16 protein-coding genes are annotated in these 21,771 nt (G+C 41.8%); 5 read left to right on the top strand and 11 right to left on the bottom strand.

Going from position 1 to position 21,771, the window contains the following annotated elements; genetic code table 11:
• Window positions 1-70: 70 nt before the first annotated feature.
• The 5 genes from GSQ84_RS14835 to gatB all read right to left on the bottom strand — a co-directional run bounded on the left by GSQ84_RS14835 (window position 71) and on the right by gatB (window position 6,046).
• Complete coding sequence (locus GSQ84_RS14835; protein WP_158798052.1) at window positions 71-1,861, bottom strand: chloride channel protein; 1,791 nt, start codon at window positions 1,859-1,861, stop codon at window positions 71-73.
• 12 nt (window positions 1,862-1,873) lie between these two features.
• Window positions 1,874-2,596: an RluA family pseudouridine synthase gene (locus GSQ84_RS14840; RefSeq protein WP_158798053.1), complete on the bottom strand. Its 723-nt coding sequence runs from the start codon at window positions 2,594-2,596 to the stop codon at window positions 1,874-1,876.
• A 28-nt stretch (window positions 2,597-2,624) separates the two neighbouring features.
• Window positions 2,625-3,314, bottom strand: a complete 690-nt coding sequence (locus GSQ84_RS14845) for a response regulator transcription factor (protein WP_158798054.1) — start codon at window positions 3,312-3,314, stop codon at window positions 2,625-2,627.
• Between the two features lie 107 nt (window positions 3,315-3,421).
• Entirely contained in the window at window positions 3,422-4,555 is a 1,134-nt protein-coding gene (locus GSQ84_RS14850; protein ID WP_254070872.1) for an AhpC/TSA family protein, read from the bottom strand.
• A gap of 27 nt (window positions 4,556-4,582) precedes the next feature.
• Window positions 4,583-6,046 (bottom strand): Asp-tRNA(Asn)/Glu-tRNA(Gln) amidotransferase subunit GatB, encoded by a 1,464-nt coding sequence (gene gatB / locus GSQ84_RS14855; RefSeq protein WP_158798055.1) that lies wholly within the window; start codon window positions 6,044-6,046, stop codon window positions 4,583-4,585.
• A gap of 142 nt (window positions 6,047-6,188) precedes the next feature.
• Between gatB and GSQ84_RS14860 the strand changes: the two genes are divergently transcribed.
• From GSQ84_RS14860 to GSQ84_RS14870, 3 genes are all read left to right on the top strand, one after another.
• Complete coding sequence (locus GSQ84_RS14860) at window positions 6,189-6,902, top strand: hypothetical protein (protein ID WP_158798056.1); 714 nt, start codon at window positions 6,189-6,191, stop codon at window positions 6,900-6,902.
• A gap of 131 nt (window positions 6,903-7,033) precedes the next feature.
• Window positions 7,034-7,450 (top strand): Fur family transcriptional regulator, encoded by a 417-nt coding sequence (locus tag GSQ84_RS14865; protein ID WP_158798057.1) that lies wholly within the window; start codon window positions 7,034-7,036, stop codon window positions 7,448-7,450.
• Between the two features lie 58 nt (window positions 7,451-7,508).
• Window positions 7,509-9,524: a heavy metal translocating P-type ATPase gene (locus tag GSQ84_RS14870; RefSeq protein ID WP_158798058.1), complete on the top strand. Its 2,016-nt coding sequence runs from the start codon at window positions 7,509-7,511 to the stop codon at window positions 9,522-9,524.
• Here GSQ84_RS14870 and GSQ84_RS14875 read toward each other — a convergent pair.
• The 4 genes from GSQ84_RS14875 to GSQ84_RS14890 all read right to left on the bottom strand — a co-directional run bounded on the left by GSQ84_RS14875 (window position 9,521) and on the right by GSQ84_RS14890 (window position 16,016).
• Window positions 9,521-11,068, bottom strand: a complete 1,548-nt coding sequence (locus GSQ84_RS14875; protein ID WP_158798059.1) for a DHA2 family efflux MFS transporter permease subunit — start codon at window positions 11,066-11,068, stop codon at window positions 9,521-9,523. The genes GSQ84_RS14870 and GSQ84_RS14875 overlap by 4 nt on opposite strands.
• Before the next feature lie 281 nt (window positions 11,069-11,349).
• The gene (locus GSQ84_RS14880) at window positions 11,350-12,699 is read right to left on the bottom strand and encodes an OmpA family protein (protein WP_158798060.1); all 1,350 of its coding nucleotides are present in this window, start codon (window positions 12,697-12,699) and stop codon (window positions 11,350-11,352) included.
• Between the two features lie 349 nt (window positions 12,700-13,048).
• The gene (locus GSQ84_RS14885; protein WP_158798061.1) at window positions 13,049-14,764 is read right to left on the bottom strand and encodes a S1C family serine protease; all 1,716 of its coding nucleotides are present in this window, start codon (window positions 14,762-14,764) and stop codon (window positions 13,049-13,051) included.
• A 103-nt stretch (window positions 14,765-14,867) separates the two neighbouring features.
• A complete protein-coding gene (locus GSQ84_RS14890) occupies window positions 14,868-16,016 on the bottom strand; it encodes a TlpA disulfide reductase family protein (protein ID WP_158798062.1) in 1,149 nt (382 codons plus the stop codon).
• A 211-nt stretch (window positions 16,017-16,227) separates the two neighbouring features.
• Between GSQ84_RS14890 and GSQ84_RS14895 the strand changes: the two genes are divergently transcribed.
• Both GSQ84_RS14895 and GSQ84_RS14900 read left to right on the top strand, forming a co-directional pair.
• Window positions 16,228-16,716: a GNAT family N-acetyltransferase gene (locus tag GSQ84_RS14895; RefSeq protein WP_158798063.1), complete on the top strand. Its 489-nt coding sequence runs from the start codon at window positions 16,228-16,230 to the stop codon at window positions 16,714-16,716.
• 9 nt (window positions 16,717-16,725) lie between these two features.
• Window positions 16,726-17,205 (top strand): MarR family winged helix-turn-helix transcriptional regulator, encoded by a 480-nt coding sequence (locus GSQ84_RS14900; RefSeq protein WP_158798064.1) that lies wholly within the window; start codon window positions 16,726-16,728, stop codon window positions 17,203-17,205.
• A gap of 19 nt (window positions 17,206-17,224) precedes the next feature.
• On the opposite strand, the gene GSQ84_RS14905 is transcribed toward GSQ84_RS14900, so the two are convergent.
• The gene (locus GSQ84_RS14905; protein WP_174238666.1) at window positions 17,225-18,241 is read right to left on the bottom strand and encodes a Gfo/Idh/MocA family oxidoreductase; all 1,017 of its coding nucleotides are present in this window, start codon (window positions 18,239-18,241) and stop codon (window positions 17,225-17,227) included.
• Between the two features lie 746 nt (window positions 18,242-18,987).
• Window positions 18,988-21,687, bottom strand: a complete 2,700-nt coding sequence (gene alaS / locus GSQ84_RS14910) for an alanine--tRNA ligase (protein WP_158798065.1) — start codon at window positions 21,685-21,687, stop codon at window positions 18,988-18,990.
• Window positions 21,688-21,771: the final 84 nt, after the last annotated feature.

A 21,771-nucleotide genomic window follows, 5' to 3' on the forward strand; every position in this document is an offset into this window, starting at 1 on the left:
ACGTTCTTCGCGCTCGGCAGCCTGTAAAACACCTCTCCCTTATTTTTCCTTCAGGAAATCGCCCCCACCACTACTCCATGTAATCCGCCTGCCTGCTCAGCAAAGCCCTATATTTATTAAACACCGCAGTCTTGGAAACAATCCCCAAATACTCTTCCTGTTCATTAATCACCGGCAGCAGCCACGCATTCTCCTTCTCCATTTTCTGCAACACCGTTTTCAGCGAATCCGTAATAAAAACCACTTCCGGAGAATTCTGTGTCAGATCATGAACGGTTAACTCGCTACCAGAAGGGTTGTTAATCGCCTTTTTCAGCACATCCTCTGTATAAATCAATCCTTTAAAAGTTTTATCTTCAGCAATCACAGGAAACAGGTTCCTTTTAGATTGTAAAATCTCAGGCAATCGTTCCGCAATGGTTTCATCATCATGCAGGATGAGGTAATCATTTTCCACCAGGTACTTCAGTTTCATCATCTGAAGCACTGTCGAATCCTTATCTTCATAAGACATCAGGTCGCCACTTTCTGCCAGTGGTTTGGTGTAAATAGAATATTTATTCTGGCTTCGGCTGATCAGATAAGCAATAGCCGAAGTGATCATTAGAGGTACCATCAAAACGTAACCACCTGTAATTTCAGCAATCAGGAAAATCCCTGTTAGCGGGGCATGCATGATAGCACTTAATGATGCCGCCATTCCGGCCACAATAAAATTGGATACATTCAAATGGGCAATGCCCAGCGTATTAACGGTAAAAGCCAGAATAAAGCCCATTAAGCCACCCATAATCAAACTCGGTGCAAATATCCCCCCATTACCGCCAGCCCCAAGCGTAACCAGCGTTGCGGCCGATTTGGCAAAAAGGGTAACGGCAGTGAACAAAATAATTGCCCATGGCAAATTGCTGTATGATGAAAAAATACTATTATTGATCACCGTGCTATAATTACCTCCCAGCAGGTTCTTGATCGTTACATAACCCTCTCCATATAAAGTAGGGAATAAAAAGACCATTGCTCCCAATACCAGCCCCCCTACTAATACCCGGTGATAAGGCCCTTTGATATCATGAAAGATATGTTTGATAAAATAATATACCTTATTGAAATAAAGTGAGAAAAGGCCGATCAAAATAGCCAGTACCACATACCAGATGAGTGCGCTAAATTGCCATCCTTCTGTAACCAGGAAAAATAGCTGTTCTTTATAAAACACCCTTGCTACTACTGCTGCCGTGGCAGAGGAAAGCAGTAAAGGGATAAAAGCAGGAATACTAAACTCAGGCAGCAGAATCTCTACTGCAAAAACTATCCCTGCTATAGGACTGTTAAATGCCCCTGCAATACCAGAAGCGGCACCGCAGGCTAGCAGCATAGTTGTTTCCCTGTAAGACAAACCTAAAAAACGCCCGATCACGGAACCAATGCCCGCACCACTCTGAACGATTGGTGCTTCCAGACCTGTAGAACCACCAAACCCTACGGTTAAAGCGGCAGTAATGATCTGCGAATAAATATTATGCGGTTCAACGCGGCTCGACTTCTTAGAGATGGTATACAATATGGGTGTAAGACCCGTTTCAAACTTTCCCTTACGGATAAAGCGCCTTACATACAGGACAGAAAGCAGGATACCTATTAAAGGAAATACCAGGAACAGATAATACTTATATTGCCAGTGAAAGCCATCCTGAAGGAAATCCTCGATACGGTGGGTAATAGATTTTAACAATGACGCTGCCAGTCCGGCTAAAATGCCGACGATAAGGGCTGCAAAAACAAGAAAATTCCGGTTAGAAATCTTTGTCCTTCGGTATTGGTTTAATGTGTCAAGATAGGTTACCAATCTTACATACATCTCTCTTTTGTTTTAACAATCAAATTTATCTAACAACTTTATCAGGGTAGCAAAATCTTTTGGATAAGGGGCTTCGATCTCAATATCTTTATCGTCAAGGCCTTTAAACACCAGGTGTTTGGCGTGAAGTGCAAAACGTTTCATGATAGGCTGTTCTTCATCATCCTTTGCGATACGGTAGCCCTTCTTGATACTGGACAGATAAACAGGTTTACCTTTATATAAGGTATCGCCGCAAATGGCAGCCCGTTGTGTGGCCAGGTGAATCCTGATCTGGTGCATACGGCCGGTAATCGGCTTACACTCCATCAGCGTATAATGCCTGTAAAATTTTATAGAATTAAAAATTGTTTCTGCGCGTTTCCCTTCCTTACGGTCGATCGTTACGCTTCTGTTACCATCATTTAAAATGGGAAGGTCTATAAACAACTCATTAAAAGTATACTGTCCGTCAACCACAGCGTGATAAGTTTTCTGGACCTTGCGTTTTTCAAATTGCATGGCTACAGAACGGTAAGCTTCAGGATTTTTAGCAATGATAATTGCGCCGGAGGTTTCTTTGTCCAGACGGTGACAAACCTGGGCATCATCAGAATACTGCCTGGCAAGGCGGAGAATGTTTACTTCTCCCGAGCCGCCACGCTCGTCTAAGGAAGCTACAAATGGCGGCTTATTAACAACGATATGATTATCGTCTTCGAATAGGATGAGATCTTTAAATAAAGGATATTTCAAGGTGTGTTTTTTCTAAAACACAAAAGTACTAAGAAAGTTCGAACTTATACCCTACACCTTTAACTGTTGCCACATAAGTTTCACCTAATTTCTCTCTCAGTTTACGGATATGCACATCAATGGTGCGGTTGGTTACTACCACAGAATCTTCCCATATATTTTTCAGGATAGACTCCCTGGTGTATACTTTACCCGGTTTTGAAGCCAGCAGGTACAACAACTCAAACTCTTTTTTAGCCAGTACTACCTTCTGTCCGCCCTGATAAACCAGGTAAGCTTCCCTGTCAATTACCAGATCGCCTATTTCAACTTTATTATCAGAAACCTCGTCATTACTTACATTTCTTCTCAGAATAGCATTGATACGGCTCACTAAAGCTCTTGGTTTAATAGGTTTAGCGATATAATCGTCGGCACCCACGTTAAATCCGGCAATCTCAGAATACTCTTCACTCCTGGCGGTGAGGAATACCATAAAAGTATTTTTAAACTCAGGGATAGCACGCATTAAGCGGCAGGCTTCAATTCCATCCATCTTAGGCATCATGATATCCAGGATGATCAAATCAGGGTGTACCTTTTTTGCAACCGAAATACCATCTTGTCCATTGCTGGCCAGGTAAACCTGATAGCCTTCTTTTTTAAGGTTATATTCAATTAACTCTAAAATATCCGGCTCATCATCAATGATTAATATCTTTTGTTTTACGGCGCTCATATTCTTTTAAATATTTGTTACGAAATTAAGTAATCAATTGCATTATAAAGTTAAAGCTACGTTAACAAATTGTTAACACCCTTCCTTAGTTTAACATGGATTTAGGGTTAACGTAAAGTCTTCCCTAAAAATACGTCCAGATCTTCTCCACGAAGGTTTTTCGCAATGATCTTTCCGCTAGGATCCAATATGAAAGATGCAGGAATGGCTTCTACCTGGTACATTCTTACCGTAGGACTTTCAAAATCCTGCAATTCGCTGGCATGTGTCCAGGTTAAACCATCGGCAATAACAGCCTGTTTCCATGCTGCTGCATCTTTATCCAGGGAAATACTTAAGATCGTAAAATTCTTCCCTTTATACTTATTAAACATCTTTACTACATTGGGATTCTCCTGTCTGCAGGGCTGGCACCAGGATGCCCAGAAATCCAGCATCACATATTTACCTCTCAGGCTGGATAATTTGATAGTTTTACTATCAATCGTATTCATCGTAAAATCAGGTGCAGTCTGACCTACCTGTACGGCTTTTAATTTGGCCATTCTTACCAGGAAGCTAGTTACTGCCTGGTTTTTATTAAAATTGTTTTTGATCTTATCCGCATAAGTGATCATCTCCTGCTCATAATCACTAGGATTTAAAGAGCTGATCGCGTAAAAACCAGCCAGTGAACCAGTATTGTCCATAGCAAATTTCAACACATAATTTACCAGGCTGTCATTTACTTTTATCAATTCAGGTTTCATCTGATTGACAATCGCATCCCTGTTTTGAGGCTGACTTGCAACGTTTTGTTCAAAAGTCGCTTCTAAAGCAGCTTGTTTAGCCAGAAACTGGTTTTTGGTTTTATTTAATTCTTCCAGTTTATCAGCTTCTGCAGCTCCAGATAATTTGTAAGACAGCGATTTGTCTGCCAGATCTGCTTCCAGTTTAATGGCATCGCCATTTTTGGCGATCAGGATGTACTCACTTTTATCAATTTTGATCTTATAAAAATCTACATCAGGCGTACTGTTGGTAAATTTAAACTCTCCTTTATCAGACAATACAGTCGAATCGATGACAGTCTGGTTTGCATTATCTATGGAATACAGATAAACCTGTGATTTTGGAGTAGCGTTTTCAAACTTTCCGCTGATGACAAACTTGGTTTTGTCACTACAGGCTGCAAATGCAATGGAAACCACTACAAGCAGCATTACTATTTTCTTCATAGGTGAAGCGATGATGATATTCATTTCTCTTTGTGTTTACGCTGTCGAACGTTATTTTAATTTGTCCTGCAGCAGTTCATTAATTTTTTGCGGGTCGGCTTTTCCCTGTGCCAGTTTCATGATCTCCCCAACAAAAAGCCCTAAAACCCCCTTTTTTCCTTTTTTATAAGCCTCTACCTGAGGTTTAAACTTTGCCAGCACCTGGTCGGCAAATTCCGAAAGTTCGTCTTTATTTTCTACAATCAGCAGGTTCATTTCTTCAGCAAGTGTGATGATATCTTTTTCCGGGTTCAGTTGAATTGCCGGTAAAAGCTGTTGTAAAGCAATATGCTGAGTAATTTTCTTTTCATCTACCAGGTTAATGATCTCAGCGAGCTGTTTAGGCTCAATTTTTAACGCATCGATAGTTAACTGCTGCTCATTTAACAATGCCCTTACAGGTCCGGCAAGCCAATTGATCAGGCTTTTAGGATGTCTAACTTCTAATAAAGCCAGGTTGAGGTAGTTCAGCAATTCTGTATCTTCAGCAAAGATCGATGCTTCGGCATTACTGATCCCAAAATCAGCTACCAGTTTTGCGGTAATCTCTTTTGGCAAAACAGGCATTGCTGCTTTCAGCTGATTAAGCCATTCATCAGATATATATATAGGAGGAAGATCAGGATCAGGAAAATAGCGGTAATCATTAGCCATTTCTTTTGTCCGCATCGGTGCTGTAGTACCTTTATCTGCATCAAACGTTAAAGTGCTCTGGATGATCACCCCGCCTGCAGTTACTACTTCCTGCTGACGAAAAAATTCAAATTCCATCGCCCTGCGTACATTCCGGATAGAATTGAGGTTTTTCACCTCACATCGTGTACCAAATTCGGTGTCGCCCAACTCACGTATAGATATATTCGCATCACAGCGCAAACTGCCTTCTTCCATATTCCCGTCACTCACATCCAGATGCCTGACTAGTTTCCTGATCTCTGAAAGTAGCACTGAGGCTTCTTCGGCAGAACGGATATCCGGTTCGGTTACAATTTCTATGAGCGGCACCCCTGCCCTGTTCAGGTCCACAAATGAGTAGGCATCATTCTGATCATGAATGCTTTTTCCGGCATCCTCTTCCATGTGGATACGGTTTATACCGATCCTTTTTTCAGTTCCATCACTCAGTACCAGGTCGATATATCCATTCTGACAAACAGGTTTTTTATCCTGCGTGATCTGGTATCCTTTTGGCAGATCGGCATAGAAGTAATTCTTTCTGTCAAAAAAGTTAGTCTGATTTATAGTACAATTGAGGGCTAAACCCATTCTGATGGCTTTGGCAGTCACTTCTTTATTCAGTTTTGGCAGTGCACCCGGCAAGGCAAGCGATACCGGGGAGATATGTTCATTTGGTTTCGCGCCAAATGCCGCACTATCTGAAGAAAATATTTTTGAAGCTGTATTGAGCTGAACGTGAATCTCTAATCCCGATACCAATTCAAATATTGTGGGAGAAGTGTCAGTTTTAGTATTCATTAAAGGTAATATATTAAACTAATGTCGTGATTTGCTGTCTCACAAATATAACCAAATAAGTTTATGCAGGTGCTGTAACAAAATTATAAATCATTGGCATAGACTTTGAATAACAATGGTTAAACACGCAAACTAAATTGACATGAAAAAATTATTTTTAATAGCGGCAATCGGAATCGCTTCCATTGCAACAATACCCGCAGCAAAGGCTCAGGTAAGTTTAAGCGTAGGTCTTAATCTGGGTGCAAGACCTGATTGGGGACCTGTAGGATATGATCGCGCTGCATATTATTATATGCCAGACATTGGCGCTTATTATGATGTACCAAGTGAAGAATTTATTTATCTGGACGGCGGTATCTGGAGACGCAGCCATGGTCTTCCTGATATATATGCCGGATATGACTATCGTCATGGCAGAACGATCGTAGTGAACTCTGCATATCCATGGAGACATAATAATATTTATGTTGGAAGATACGGCAGACCTAGCTTTGCTCGTGGCGGATACGGTGGACGAGGTTTCGGTGGTCGTGGTTATGCAGGCCGCGGATATGGCGGTCGTGGATATGGTGGTCGCGGTTTTGGCGGTGGTCCAAGAGGTGGATTTCACGGTAATCCAGGCGGTGGTTTCCATGGCAACCCAGGTGGTGGATTCCACGGTAACCCAGGTGGTGGTTTCCACGGTGGCGGTAATCACGGTGGTGGTCCAGGCGGCGGATTCCATGGTAACCCAGGTGGTGGAAATCATGGTGGCGGTCAGCCAGGTGGTGGTAACCATGGCGGTGGCGGTGGTGGAAATCACGGTGGTGGCGGTGGCAACCATGGCGGCGGCAACGAACATCATGGTCACTAGGATAACCCCAGTCATTTAAGACAGTATTAATCCCTATAGCGTTGCGAAGTATATCACCATAAAGGCATATACTTCGCAACTTTTTTTTATTTTTACATTTTATATCAACAGCAGAAATCAATCAATTAACCATGATCAAAGATCTTGAAGTAGTTCTGACAAAAAAAGAGATCAATCCTACGGCAATGCGTTTATTGGTATTGGAATTTATGCTGAAACAATCTTCCGCAATTAGTCTCAGGGATCTGGAAAAAGGCCTGGAGCCATCAGACAGGATCACACTTTACCGCGTTTTAAAAAAGTTTGAAGAAAACGGCCTGGTTCATAGTATTGACGACGGATCAGGAGCGGCAAAATATGCCATCTGCAAAGAAGATTGCGGAGCGGGACATCACCATGATCTACATGTCCATTTCTTCTGTAACAGCTGTAAAGAAACTTCCTGCCTCCCCAAATCCCTTATCCCGCAAGTAGTCCTGCCCGAAGGATTTGCTTCTGAAGAGGTGAGCCTGATGGTCAAAGGGACCTGCAATAAGTGTATACGGTAGATTTTTGCAATACCATTGCATGCCTTTATGCCTTACTTTTACGGCATATAGATCATACATGAAATCAGTAACTTCTGACGACTGCTGCTCTGCTGCACCAGCTCATCAACACCATAAAGAACATAACCATAGTCATGATCACCATGATCATGGGCACCATCACCACAACCACGATCATGATCACGACCACGGCGATCACGACCATGATCATGGAGGTTCCGGCTGGAAAAGTCAACTTCCCCTGATCACCGCGCTAATTATTTTAGCAGTGATGCTGACTTTAGACTTTGGATTTGGCATCCATTTAAACAACTATCTACAGCTTGGCATCTTTGGATTTGCTTATTTACTGGCAGGTTATGATGTACTCAAAGTTGCTTTCAAAAAAGCATTAAAACTTGATTTCTTAAATGAATTTTCCCTGATGTGCGTAGCCACCATTGGTGCTTTCTGCATTGGTTCTTATAGTGAAGGTGTTGCCGTAATGGTTTTTTATTCTCTCGGAGAATGGTTTCAGCATGCAGCGGTAGACAATGCTAAAAAAAGCATCAAAGCATTACTTGATATCCGCTCGGAAACCGCCATGGTGCTCCGTAACGGAAGCCTGCAACTCGTTAAACCTGCAGAGATCTCCATTGGTGAGCTTATACAGGTTAAAGCCGGAGAAAAAGTGGCGCTGGACGGTGAGCTGGTATCTGAAAAAGGAACCTTTAATACTGCTGCAATGACCGGCGAAAGTAAACCGGATTCAAAAGCTAAAGGCGATATTGTATTAGCAGGTATGATTAACCTGAATACAGTAATAGAGGTGAAAGTTACAGCCTTATTTAAAGATAGTAAACTGAGCAAAATACTGGATATGGTGCAGGATGCAACCGCCCGTAAATCAAAAACCCAACTGTTCATCTCACGTTTTGCCAGGGTATATACACCTATCGTATTCGGTCTGGCAGTACTGGTAGTGGGTTTACCTTATTTTTTTTCCGCACACTATGTTTTTACCGACTGGTTTTACCGCGGATTGGTATTCCTGGTGATCAGCTGTCCCTGCGCATTGGTGATCTCCATCCCTCTGGGCTATTTTGGCGGAATCGGACTGGCGTCTAAAAACGGTATCCTGTTTAAAGGATCAAACTTCCTGGATGTGATGACCAAAATTAATACCGTGGTCATGGACAAAACCGGAACACTGACCAAAGGGGTATTTAAGGTGCAAAAAGTAACTGCTGCTAATGGCGATGAAAAAGAATTGATGCGGTTAACTGCCGCTATAGAGAGCAAATCTACCCACCCCATTGCGGCGGCCATTGGTTTGTATGCAGGTGATGTTTTCAAAGATTTGAAGATTGGCCAGGTTGAGGAAGTAGCCGGAAAAGGATTAAAAGGACTGATCGGTGAAAAAGAAGTACTGGCAGGAAACACCAAATTGCTGGATCAGTTCAGCATCACTTATCCGCAGGAAATCACCCGGGAAGAAGATACTGTAGTAGTAGTTGCTGTTGACGGATTGTATGCAGGTTATATCACCATTGCAGATGAATTAAAAGAAGATGCAGTGGAAGCTATTCGTGCCATGCACAAAGCAGGACTTCAAACAGTAATGCTGAGCGGAGATAAACAGGCTGTAGTGAACAAGGTTAGCAAAGTATTGGGTATTGACCAGGCTTATGGCGACCTCCTGCCGGAAGATAAAGTAGCAAAAGTTCAGGCATTAAAAGATGCCGGAAGGCATATTGCCTTTGTTGGCGATGGCATTAATGATGCGCCTGTAGTGGCATTGGCCGATGCAGGTATAGCGATGGGCGGTTTAGGAAGTGATGCCACGATCGAAACCGCAGATATCGTGATCCAAAATGATCAGCCCTCCAGAATTGTAACCGCTATTCAAATTGGAAAAGTAACCAAAACCATTGTATGGCAGAATATCAGCCTGGCCATAGGCGTAAAAGTAGTGGTACTGATATTAGGCGCCGGCGGCGTAGCAACCCTTTGGGAAGCTGTAGTAGCAGACGTTGGGGTTGCTTTCCTGGCGATCTTAAATGCAATAAGGGTTCAGCGGACAAAATTCAATTAATGATCTGAAGACGGGATAACCAGTGGTCTTTTTTTATCCCTTTTCGCAACAAAAAATAACAGAGGTAAAACCACGGCAAAAAACAGCCCTATCAGGAAATAACCATCCAGGTAACTCGAAAAGGAAGATTGTTTGACAACTAATTTTTCCATCAGCTGCATAGCCTGCTGCCTGGCATCGAATATATTAAAGCCCTTCTGCTGAAAAGCAGAAGTATATGCTTTTATCCGGCTAACGGAAATAGGGTTCTCTTCATTGATATGCGTAATCAGGTCCATGCGGTGAGAAGCGATCCTTCTTGCCACATAAGTATTGATAATAGAAATGCCAAAAGATCCGCCCAACTGGCGCATCATATTGTTAAAAGCTGTACCCTGCGGCATATCTTTGGCCTCCAGTGAAGAAACGGCCAGGGTACCCAAAGGAACGGTTAGCAATGCCATACCGATTGCTCTGAATACCAAGTTCAGCGTGATATCTATCGCCGGGGTTTCCAGGTTGATCCTGGACATCGACCAGTTAAAATAGATAAAACTCAGGAAACCGAAAAGAACGATCAAAGCTGGTGACACGCCTTTTTGTAATAATTTGCCGGTAAGGATCAGTGCCAGCACAGCCACAATGGAACCAGGTAAAAGCAGTAAGCCCGACTGTGTAGGTGTAAAGCCTAATAAGCGCTGGGCAACAACAGGGGTCAGATAGATCGAAGTATACATCCCCATCCCGGTGATAAAAGTGAGCACTGCCGCGATGCTGAGCGACCTGAACCGAAGGATACTCAGATTCACCACCGGGTTTTCTGTAGTCAGTTCCCATAAAACAAAAGCCGTGAGTGATACAATGGCAGTAATGGTAAGCACGACAATGTATCCGGCAGCAAACCAATCGTCAGTTTCACCTCTTTCTAAAACAACCTGAAGAGATCCAATACCAATGATCAGCAGGATAATTCCCGCCCAGTCTATCTGCCTGATCTGTTTGATCAAAGGCTCATACAGAAAAAACATACAAGAGATCGCTGCAGTGATACCTATAGGAATATTGATGTAAAAGATCCAGGGCCATGAATAGTTTTCTGTAATATAACCGCCTAAAGTTGGCCCTATAGTTGGGCCAATAAAGATGCCTATTCCAAACAATGCACTGGCTGTTGCCTGTTTCTCCTTTGGAAATAACTCATATACTACCACTGCCGAAACAGAAAGCAGGGCACCACCGCCCAACCCCTGCATAAACCGGAAGGCTACCAATTCCCAGATACTGGTAGCATTACCGCACATGAAAGAACAAAAGGTAAATAATATGATCGATCCGATATAGTAATTTCTGCGCCCCAGGTTATTCACCAAAAAGCTGGTCATGGGAATAATAATCACATTGGCTATGGCATAGGAGGTAATTACCCATGATACGTCTTCGAGCGTCGCACCAAGGTTACCACTCATATAGTTCAATGCTACATTAACAATTGAAGTATCAATTAATTCCATGATGGCTGCTGCGATCACAGTGACTAAAAGTATTTGTCTTTTTAAAGGGCTCATCTTCTGAAAAATAAAGTCATTTCTCAAATACCATTCGGTATTCGACAGGATAAAAAAATAGAATCTTTAGCTTTTTGGCATTCGATTCTAAAATTAATCCCCGCACAAATATACCGATTGGTATCAGAAAGAGGAGGGTTATTTATTTTATTGCCCTGCGATGTCAATTCCAATGAGTGAAACCGGCCTCCTCAATAGTAATTATAGTTATTCTTTAAGGAACAGGTATAAAAAAAGGCCGGTCACTTTCATGACCAGCCTTATTATTAATAATAGATAGATTAATATAAAGTAAATTCAACTCTTCTGTTTTTCTGACGTCCAGCTGCAGTTTTGTTTGTTGCAATAGGTTGGTTCGGACCATATCCTGTTGCTTCAATACGTGATGCATTAGCGCCCTGAGAAACCAAGTAAGCCTTAATAGCTTCTGCTCTGTCTTTAGATAAACTTAGGTTTAAAGCCATTGAACCTGTGTTATCAGTATGGCCGGCTAATTTCAGGCTAAAGTTTTTAGCGACTAACAGTGCTGCAACTTTATTCAAAGTTGGGAATGAATGGTCACGGATCGTTGATTTACCTAAATCAAATTCTAAATCCCTGATGGCATCAGCAACAACTCTTTTATCTTCTGCTGTAACATAGATTTTTTCAGTTACTTTAGTTACTGGTGCAGTTACTACTAATGGACAACCTGAACCATCAACTACTGTATTTGCAGGAGTTCCTGCACATTTGTCAAACTTGTTGGCAACACCGTCCATATCATCATCACCCATATCTTTAGCATATTGTTCCTGATCTCTCATTCTGTTTTGCTCTGATGTAGATAATGCAGCTCTTAACTCAGCACTTTCAGCTTTGCTTTCTTCACGAATGGCAGCAACCGGGCTGTAGTTTTGTAATTGAGAAGTTCCTCTTTTGCCCAACGCAATTTCAACACCTGCGTGTGCATAAGAGAATTTATCATTGTTCTGGGTAGCTGCACCATCGAAGTTATTGGTTTTCATAAAGTAAATTGTATAACCCAGATCAATGTTTACGCCTTTAGAAACACCTAATTTGAAACCAGCTCCAACCGGTACAAACCAGTGCTCGCCATAACCTGTACTTCCTGCATTCGGTACAACTGCACCTGTATTGCTGTATACATTAGCGCTGGATGACATATAGCCAGCACCAGCTGTTACATAAGGCGAAAGGAAATTACGTTTTTGATTGATGCTTAAGTTAGCCACTGTAAAGTTTGCGCTTACTGCTGCAGACCAGTCGATTTTACTTTCAAATCCGCTTCCGTCCTGAGCTGCTGAAGGTGAAGGAAGATCGTTATCTCTTAAACCTTTTACTTTACCAGCAAGGAAATCTGCCTGTATACCAAATCCAGGAAGGATTTGTTTTTTCACATAACCTCCGTAACCCCAGCTCTCCTGCGGAGTTTTGAAATCGCCATTAGTCCTATTATTGAAAGGGGTAAAGCTGGTTAACATTCCACCGTTTAAACCTATTGACCAGGTACGAAGGTCTTTTTTCTCGAAACGTTTTGTTGAGTCAGACGGCATCGTCTGAGCGAACAAAGAGGTTGATAACCCTACCAGGGATAACAACATTGCAGATTTAGTAATTTTTGAGCTCATTTAATTTGATATTATTTACAATTAATTGGTTAGTTAATTACGATAATATCAAATACTCCTCCCATACAACTTTCAGTTTTACTTGTAGTATTAAATCACTGACAAATAACAATATAAATCAAAAAAACAATTTATCTCTCCAAATAGACCATTGGCAAATAACGTAGGCTATTTACTACATGTGACACATTAAATTTATTGAAATAAATAAAAATATTTTGAACAAATACCAGCTACTACAGCTATAATCTGCGTTTTTAGGCCAAAATCGATGTTTTGTATTTTATTTAGATCATCTTTCCCCTCAAATTATTAGGATAAATAGTCAGGAATAACCTATTCATCGGTATTATTCCACCCATTGTTTAATAAACCTGCTGATCACATCAGCAGGAATAACTATACTACTGACCCTGCTGAACCTGGAGATATTGATGCCATAGAAGTGGCCTGCAGTATCAAATACCGGTCCACCGCACTGCTCAGGCAGCAACCGTGTATCATCGCTGAACACCCTTTCAAAACCATCTCTTCGTATACTTTTCCCGCCTTCAAACAACTCTGCCGGATGATTAAAATGCATTGGAGGCCGGGTAGCTAAAACAACTTCTTTTAAAAGTGTAACGTCCTTACCGCCGGCGCTGTCTGCTCTTAACAATTTAATGGTGATCTGATCATCAGGCCAATGCCGCTGCAATGCCCGCGTATAGTCAAGCTGACTATCTATTGGTAATCCATCAATAGCCAACACCTGGTCTCCCGTTTTTAATTTACTGTCACTGGCAGGAGAATTAGGCTTTAAACCTGTTATCGTTACCCATCCCTGCTTTAATTCTACATCCGCACCGAGATAAGCTGAACTTGTTATTTTTTGTAAACTGAACTCCAGACTTCCTAGTACCCCAATTTTATAGGTCTGATCTGATAAAGGTGAGATCAGGAATTTACCCAGTTGTTTGAATGACAAGGTATCTGCATTTAAAACACCCGGGCTGATACCGCCTTCCATCTTTACTGTAGTATATAACAACACCAGATCATTCTCTTTATCCCTCGCTACCACTGTTGCAGCGATTTGATGACCATCCAGTTCTAAAACAGGCATCTCGCCTACCATAGAATTTTTACTGATTAAAATACTGTTGTTTTTAAACCTGCCTTTTAAAGAAATCCCTTCCATGGAAAACAGGGTTCCCTGTACATTTTGTATGGTACCTTTAACCTGGCTTTTGATCTGGAAACTATTTCCTCTGCACTGCGCAGCTAATTCCTTAAAATTGGATTCTATTTTTTCCAGTCCGTGAATGACGGGTATATCTCCGGTAAAGGGATCACTTTCTAGCCGATCTTCTGTGGCCGGAAGCGAGGTGTAAGTTTCAGGAGTATTTAATGCAGTCCAGTATTTTCGATAGAGATCAACCGGAATTTCAAAATTATCACTTTCAGGAACATCAATTGCGCTGTGGAGCCCGATTACGCGTCCAGACACATCAAAAAGAGGCCCTCCGGAATCTCCGGGTTCCATAATACAGGTAGATTGTATAAAACCGAGTTTGTTTTTTAAATCCGCAATATGACCAAATCTTACGGTTGGAAGTGATTGGTTCAGACTTTCAGGATAAGCAATACTGATACATGGTTCATCTTTTTTAAGTGCTGATGAGTATCCCATTTCTGCGTAAGGCCACTTACCACGCCCACTTATCTTCATCATGGCCACATCAGGGATGGTTTTATTGTCCGCAAATTCTATCTTCCCCAACCCTCTTGCAATACAGGTTGTTCCATCAGGAAACATTACTTTATAGGTCTTATTGGGTACGCTTACATGTGCAGCTGTTAAAATATGTCCTTCTGCACTTACCACAACGCCACTAAACTGACCGCTGGTCTGCATTTGTCGCGTTACATCATATCCCCAGATCCTTACTGATGCAGGATATGCCTTTTCGATAGCTCTGGATAATGTTTCCTCCAGTTTTTTCTGATCAAACCGCTGACTATATAATTTATACGGACAGCCAAAAAGAAGTAGAAGAAGGATTGGTCTTAGAATTTGTTTCATTAGAATGTATTGTCTTTTTGCGGTGATTAAGCTTTTTTAAGATCATGTGTTAATTTTATAAGATGTGATCTTAAACAAGCTTCATTTAGAATATATTGTTTACCTATTGAGTAGCCAGCAGTTCTGCCAGTTTTTTATTTAACTTTTCACCTATTAAGTTGCTTGCAACGATCTTTCCTTCAGGGCTGATTAAGAAGTTTCCGGGCACACCGTTCAGTCCGTATAATTTCCTTGCCTCATTATCCCACCCTTTAAGGTCAGACACTTGTATCCAGGTAAGGCCATCTTTTGCAATGGCTTCCAGCCACCTGCTTTTGTCGCTATCTACGGATACCGACAGGATTTCAAAACCTTTGTTTTTATAAAGCTGGTATTGCTTTAAAAGATTTGGACTTTCAGCGCGACATGGATGGCACCAGCTGGCCCAAAATTCCAATAACACATATTTACCTCTTAAATCAGACAATGAAACAGGTTTGCCATTTGCATCGTTCTGCGTAAATCCAGGGGCTTTAGCGCCAATACCGGTGATGCTCCCTGCGTTCAGCAACTTACTTAAACTAATCCCGGCATAAGATGTACGCAATCCTTCATTAAGGGTATTGAAGATCGGCTCAACTTCTGATACCGGTACCCTATAACCACCCAGGGCTTCCGTTAATGCCTGTACTGAAAAATAAGAATCCGGATGATTTTTAGCAAATTTCAACAATCCCGCTTTTCGTTCAGCATTTTTCCTTTTCACAACTACATCTATTGATTTTATAAAGGCAGGGTCCTTTTGCTGCTCTTCTGTGCCTTTTTGAATTTCCAGGTTAGCGGTCCTGTTAATTTTCATGACGGTCTCTCCTGCTTCCTGATCAAAGGCCAGCATTTCATCATATACCTTCGACCCGCTAAACTTTGCATTGTACAGGGAATCTGCAGAGTTGATCTGAATATTCTCTTTACCAAAAAAGAAATAGATCACATCTCCTGCCCCATTTACATAAATCTCCTGGTTTTTACCTGCCCCGTCATGAGACAGCGTCATACGGCTGTAAGCTGTCCCGGAGATATAACCCGAGAATTGAAAAGTTCCATTCACTACCTCAGCCGAGTCTACACGACCGCTGCCTTCACTTGTATAATCGATATACACTTTTGCGGGTTTATCCAAATGGCCGATTTTACCAGAAATGGTAAAGTTAGGTGCCTGTGCAGCTGCCAATAGCGGGGTCATAGCAGCGAATACTAAAAATATTTTTTTCATGTTTGATTGGTTAATAAGCATTTTAAGCCCTTTGATATATTCATGAGTCGAAAAAATGAAAACAGCCCACGCGAGCCTTAAATTTATCTTTTGGATGGATAGAAAAGTTCCCGTCCCGAAGGTGGATGAATTGACCAATCTGAAAATATATGGGTTCAAATTTGCATTTACGTAATCAACTACGTAGTTTTACATATACAAATATGTCATCATGGAAATACAAGTGGAACAAATTGGAAACGACTATGCAGAGGAAGTCATTGATATCATCCTGCCTATTCAGCAACTGGAGTTTAATGTAGCAATCACCTTAGCCGACCAGCCTGATCTGCTGGACATAGAAAGTAATTATTATCTGACCGGCGGAGGATTCTGGGGTATTAAAATAGATGGTGAATTAGTCGGTACTATAGCGTTGATTAAATTTGACGAACATGCAGCTGCAATCCGGAAAATGTTTGTTAAAAAAGAATTCAGGGGTAAAATTTACGGTGTAGCACAATTGCTTTTAGAAACTTTAATTACTTATTGCCAGCAAAATGACATTAACAATTTATATTTGGGAACGGTAGACATCTTAAAAGCAGCCATTCGCTTCTATGAAAAGAATGGTTTTGAAGCTATCGCAAAAGCCAATCTTCCTGTTTTATTTCCCAGGATGAATGCTGATAATGTTTTTTATCAATTGAACCTGGTTTAAAAAGAGTATATGAGTGTTATTGATGAGCTGGGTATCCTGGCTATTTCTACAAGGTTACAGCGTTTAAGTGAGCAATTTAGAAAAGACGGCGCGCTGTTGTATAAGGTATATGATATTGATTTTGAACCCAAGTGGTTCCCCGTGATTTATGCCCTGACCAAGAAAAAATCATTGAGCATTGTTGAACTTGCCGCAGAGATTGGCTACACGCATCCTTCTACGATTAGTCTGTTAAAAGAGCTGGAAAAGCAAAAGCTGATCAGTTCTAAAAAGGATAAAAAGGATGAACGTAAACGATTTGTCCAGCTAACCGCTAAAGGTGATGAGCTGATTGCGCAGATGGAACCGGTATGGGAGGTAATGACGACGGTACTCAATGAAATAACAAAAACCGAGCATAATCTCCTTAAAGCAATGACGGAAATTGAAGAAAATCTAAAACAGCAGACTTTTTTACAACGTGCTTTAAGCCTCAAAAAACTATCTTAATTCTTACTGCATTTCATTTTTAGCTTTCCAGCATTTCCAGTTGCCACAAGATTTGCTCTTCACTTACAGGAAATGACGAATGATTGCGGATAGATTGATTTACTTCATCGAATAGTTGATTATAGGCTCCTTTGGGTGATAACAGCCATTCCACAGTTTTTTGGTTATCGTGGCCTATTAATACTAGCTTGCCTGCGCTTTCTGCCTCCTCTATGCCAAAACCGGCATCTAAAGGCATCACATTCGCAGCCAGTTGCGCTTCCTGAACATCAGCCCTCATTTTCACGAAACTGCCTGATGTACCGTGAACAACAAATCCATATTCCGGTTCTGCAATCAGCAAACTTCCTGTTAAATACACATTTAACTGATTGGGGTATTTTAAATGAAATTGAAAATAGTCATCTACCTGTGAGCCCGGCCGGTGTGATGCAGTAGTTTTGATATAACTTAAAGGCTTTCCTAAAATACTGATGGCACCATCAATCAAATGAGAACCCAAATCATACATCAGGCCATTTCCAGGGATTTCTTTACTCTCCTTAAATTGCTTATTTCCGATAGCCATACGGTACCGGTCTATTCTGAAGTGTACTTCAATTAAATTCCCCAGTCGCCCACTTTCAATTACCTCTTTCACCGCCAGGAAATCGCTGTTATACCTGCGGTTTTGATAGATCATGACCTGCAAATTGAGCAGTCTCCCCAATTCAAACAGTATTTTAACCTCACTGCCCGTCACGGCTGCAGGCTTTTCTATCAAAACATGTTTGCCAGCCTGAAGTGCCCGTTTAGCAAAATCAAAATGGGTAAAATTTGGCGTATTCACTACAATCAATTCGATTTCATCATCATTCAACAGTTCATCGATACTGTTGTAGCTCAATAACCCCGGGTATTTTAAACTTGCGCTTTTTTCATGGCGCTCTACCACGGCTTTAAATATAAAACCCGGATTTGTGGCCAAAAAAGGGGCGTGAAACACTCTTCCGGACATTCCGTAAGACATCAGACCGGTGATGATAGGTTTAGACATGATCATTTTATTGGAACTGTTAAAGTAGGATTTAATTGTTATGTCATCATCATCATCGGGTATTCTATTTGAAAATAAGATTAAAAACAGGTGCGTTCAACTATCGCCAAATCTCTCCAAAGAGACCTGATCTGCTTTGACCGGCACTCTCCGCCACATAAAAAGAATATACGTCCGGTTTTAGCCTGGGTTTAACAAAAGTTTAACCTGAATTTGTAGCGTCTTCAGGACGGCATTGGAACGGGTCCGGAACGACTTTTACCCGTTCCGAACCCGTCGAAGACCCGTTCCAAACCCGTTCCAAACCCGTCCCAAACTCAGGCTAAACTCAGGCTAAACTCAGGTTAAACTTTTGTTAAAGGTTTTTCAATACATATGTCTTATCCTCCTCTCTTATGATGAGGTTACTAGAAGACGATAATAGAGGCAGACAAAAATTCATTTGATGCGATAGGCTTTAACCATTGCGCGTTTAGAGCTGATCGTATGGCCAGCATATATTTTGGAGATTTCCTTAAAGGTATAATCCACTGTTGGGTGTTTCTAATCTCCGCAGATGGTAAAAAAACATCTAACAGCAAATATTTAGGGCAGCTTATCCTGGGTGATTTTTCAATGGATGATCCAAAAAAAATAAGAACTGTTGTAATGGCCTCGAAATTTTGTGAGCATAGCGAACAAAGGTTTCAGCCATTACAACAGTTCTTATTTTTTCAGCGAAGCCAGAATTACCCGGATCCGAAATCTTAAGGTATCAGCGTAGCAACCTTCGCCAGTACCGCCGGTAAACCATCCTTGTTCTTTCCTCCGGCAGTAGCATAGAACGGCTGACCGCCTCCACCACCCTGAATGTCCTTAGCCAGTTCCCTCACGATATTAGAGGCATTTAATCCCTTCTCCTGAACCAGATTCTCTGATAACATCACCGTAATACCGGGTTTATCATCAATTAAAGTAGTAAACACAAGAAACAGATTATCAACTAAATCCTTAACGGCAAAAGCAAGATTCTTTACGGCATCCGCATTGGGCAGATCAACCTGCACTGCAATCAGGTTAATACCGTTTATTGTTTTCATATGATGCACAATTTCATGCTTCAAATCCCCGGAACGGGCAGTTACTGCCTTTTCTGCGTCTTTTTTCAGCCTGGAGTTCTCTTCGATCAATGCAGCAACGGCATTCGTTAAGTCTTTGTTCCCTTTAAGTAGCGACCTTAACTGGCTGATTTCCTGATTCTGCTCAATGATATAAGCTTCAGCAGCATCTGCCGTAATGGCTTCAATACGACGAACACCGGCAGCAACAGCACTCTCCGATAAGATCTTAAAATACCCAATCTGACCGGTTGCCTGTACATGAGTGCCTCCGCACAATTCTTTCGAATAGTTGTCGTCAAAAGTGATGATCCGAACAAAATCGCCATACTTCTCCCCGAACAAAGCAGTCACCCCACTTGACAAAGCCTCGGCATAAGGCACCATACGCTGCTCCTTCAAAGGAATATTTTCCCTTACTTTTTTATTCACGATATGTTCGATCTGTGCCAGTTCGTTATCGGTGATCTTTGCGAAGTGGGAAAAATCAAAACGAAGGTAATCCGGATTAACCAGTGAACCTTTCTGATTCACATGATCGCCCAGGACGCTTTTTAGTGCCGCATGCAGTAAATGTGTCGCCGAGTGATTATTATTCGTCTGAGCGCGCTTATTTTCATCCACAACAGCCCAGAACTGTCCATCTACATCCTCCGGCAAAGTATCAGTGAAGTGAACAATTACTCCGTTCTCTTTTTTGGTATCTGTGATATCTACAGAAAACATTCGGCTATGGTCTTCCAGACGACCTGTATCACCTACCTGTCCACCGCTCTCTCCGTAAAAAGGTGTTTTCTGCAGAACGATCTGGTATTGCTCTTTTCCTTTTGCAGTGACCTGTCTGTATTTTAAAATCTTGGTTTCTATCTCCAGGAAATCGTAACCTACAAACTCCGTTTCCGGATCTTCGTGAACCGTGATCCAGTCGCCCGTATCAATTGCTGTCGCAGCCCTTGAGCGCGACTTCTGTTTCTGCAGGCTCTTTTGATACTCTTCCATATCTACCTGCCATCTTTTCTCCCTGGCCATTAGTTCGGTCAGGTCAATTGGAAATCCATAGGTATCCTGCAACTCAAAAGCAAACTCACCGGAGATCACCATCTGGTCTTTCAGGATGCTGTATACCCAGGCATCTTCAAAAGGTTTTTCCAGATCGATTGCATTCTCAGACATCAGGAAGTCGGCCTGCTTTTTCGTATAATTTTCAAAACGCTGAATACCTGTAGCCAGCGTTCTCAGGAAAGAAACCTCTTCTTCCAGCACTACCTTCTGTACAAAATCCTGCTGTAAAACCAGCTCTTCAAAAACCCCTTTAAACTGTTCTGCCAGAACAGGCACCAGCTGGTTCAGGAAAGGTCCTTTCAGATCAAGGAAGGTATAGGCATAACGAACTGCCCTTCTCAGGATCCTGCGGATCACGTAGCCAGCTTTGTTGTTTGCAGGCAGCTGCCCGTCGGCAATAACAAAAGCAATCGCCCGGATATGATCTGCCATCACACGCATGGCGATATCTGTTTTTTCATCTGCTCCATAAACGATTCCTGCTTTCCTGGCAATGAACTGGATCAGCGGTTGAAATACATCAGTATCGTAGTTGGAAGCTTTGTTTTGCAATACCCGGACCAAACGTTCGAAGCCCATTCCGGTATCAACATGTCGTGCAGGTAAAGACTGTAAAGAACCATCTTTCAATCGGTTAAACTGCATAAAAACGTTATTCCAAATCTCAATTACCTGCGGATGGTCTGCATTAACCAGTTCCTTCCCGGAGACCGCTGCGCGCTCTTCGTCAGGACGGCAATCCACATGGATTTCGGAACACGGACCGCATGGACCGGTATCACCCATCTCCCAGAAATTGTCTTTTTTATTCCCCAGGATGATCCTTTCTTCAGGAACATATTGTTTCCATAACTCGTAAGCTTCGGTATCTCTTGGCAGCCCTTCTTTCTCATCCCCTTCAAAAATGGAAACATAAAGTTTGTCTTTCGGTATGCCATAAACTTCCGTTAGCAGCTCCCAGCTCCAGGCGATAGCCTCTTTTTTGAAGTAGTCCCCAAAACTCCAGTTACCCAGCATCTCGAACATAGTATGGTGATAGGTGTCAATCCCCACCTCTTCCAGGTCGTTGTGTTTACCGGAAACCCTTAAACAACGTTGTGTATCGGTTACTCGTGGGTACCGTGCAGGCGCCTCACCTAAAAATATATCTTTGAACTGGTTCATACCAGCATTGGTAAACATAAGTGTTGGATCGTTCTTTACCACGATCGGTGCAGAGGAAACAATGTGGTGTTGTTTCGATTCAAAAAATGCTAAATATGCCTGTCTGATTTCTTTTGCTGTCATTCTTGAAATTTATTCAACAAAATTAAAATTTTATTGCGGTATTCTACTAAAATCCCTTTACATTTGAAAGCTTTACATAAAAGC

This window comes from Pedobacter sp. L105 (assembly GCF_009765875.1).
Classification (GTDB): domain Bacteria; phylum Bacteroidota; class Bacteroidia; order Sphingobacteriales; family Sphingobacteriaceae; genus Pedobacter.

Bases quoted from the DNA above. Each gene is read 5' to 3' on its own strand.
- GSQ84_RS14865 (WP_158798057.1), top strand. From the start codon at position 7,034: ATGATCAAAGATCTTGAAGTAGTTCTGACAAAAAAAGAGATCAATCCT.
- GSQ84_RS14850 (WP_254070872.1), bottom strand. From the start codon at position 4,555: ATGAATATCATCATCGCTTCACCTATGAAGAAAATAGTAATGCTGCTT.
- GSQ84_RS14870 (WP_158798058.1), top strand. From the start codon at position 7,509: ATGAAATCAGTAACTTCTGACGACTGCTGCTCTGCTGCACCAGCTCAT.
- alaS (WP_158798065.1), bottom strand. From the start codon at position 21,687: ATGACAGCAAAAGAAATCAGACAGGCATATTTAGCATTTTTTGAATCG.
- GSQ84_RS14905 (WP_174238666.1), bottom strand. From the start codon at position 18,241: ATGTCTAAACCTATCATCACCGGTCTGATGTCTTACGGAATGTCCGGA.
- GSQ84_RS14875 (WP_158798059.1), bottom strand. From the start codon at position 11,068: ATGAGCCCTTTAAAAAGACAAATACTTTTAGTCACTGTGATCGCAGCA.
- GSQ84_RS14835 (WP_158798052.1), bottom strand. From the start codon at position 1,861: ATGTATGTAAGATTGGTAACCTATCTTGACACATTAAACCAATACCGA.
- GSQ84_RS14895 (WP_158798063.1), top strand. From the start codon at position 16,228: ATGGAAATACAAGTGGAACAAATTGGAAACGACTATGCAGAGGAAGTC.
- GSQ84_RS14880 (WP_158798060.1), bottom strand. From the start codon at position 12,699: ATGAGCTCAAAAATTACTAAATCTGCAATGTTGTTATCCCTGGTAGGG.
- GSQ84_RS14885 (WP_158798061.1), bottom strand. From the start codon at position 14,764: ATGAAACAAATTCTAAGACCAATCCTTCTTCTACTTCTTTTTGGCTGT.
- gatB (WP_158798055.1), bottom strand. From the start codon at position 6,046: ATGAATACTAAAACTGACACTTCTCCCACAATATTTGAATTGGTATCG.
- GSQ84_RS14890 (WP_158798062.1), bottom strand. From the start codon at position 16,016: ATGAAAAAAATATTTTTAGTATTCGCTGCTATGACCCCGCTATTGGCA.
- GSQ84_RS14900 (WP_158798064.1), top strand. From the start codon at position 16,726: ATGAGTGTTATTGATGAGCTGGGTATCCTGGCTATTTCTACAAGGTTA.
- GSQ84_RS14845 (WP_158798054.1), bottom strand. From the start codon at position 3,314: ATGAGCGCCGTAAAACAAAAGATATTAATCATTGATGATGAGCCGGAT.
- GSQ84_RS14860 (WP_158798056.1), top strand. From the start codon at position 6,189: ATGAAAAAATTATTTTTAATAGCGGCAATCGGAATCGCTTCCATTGCA.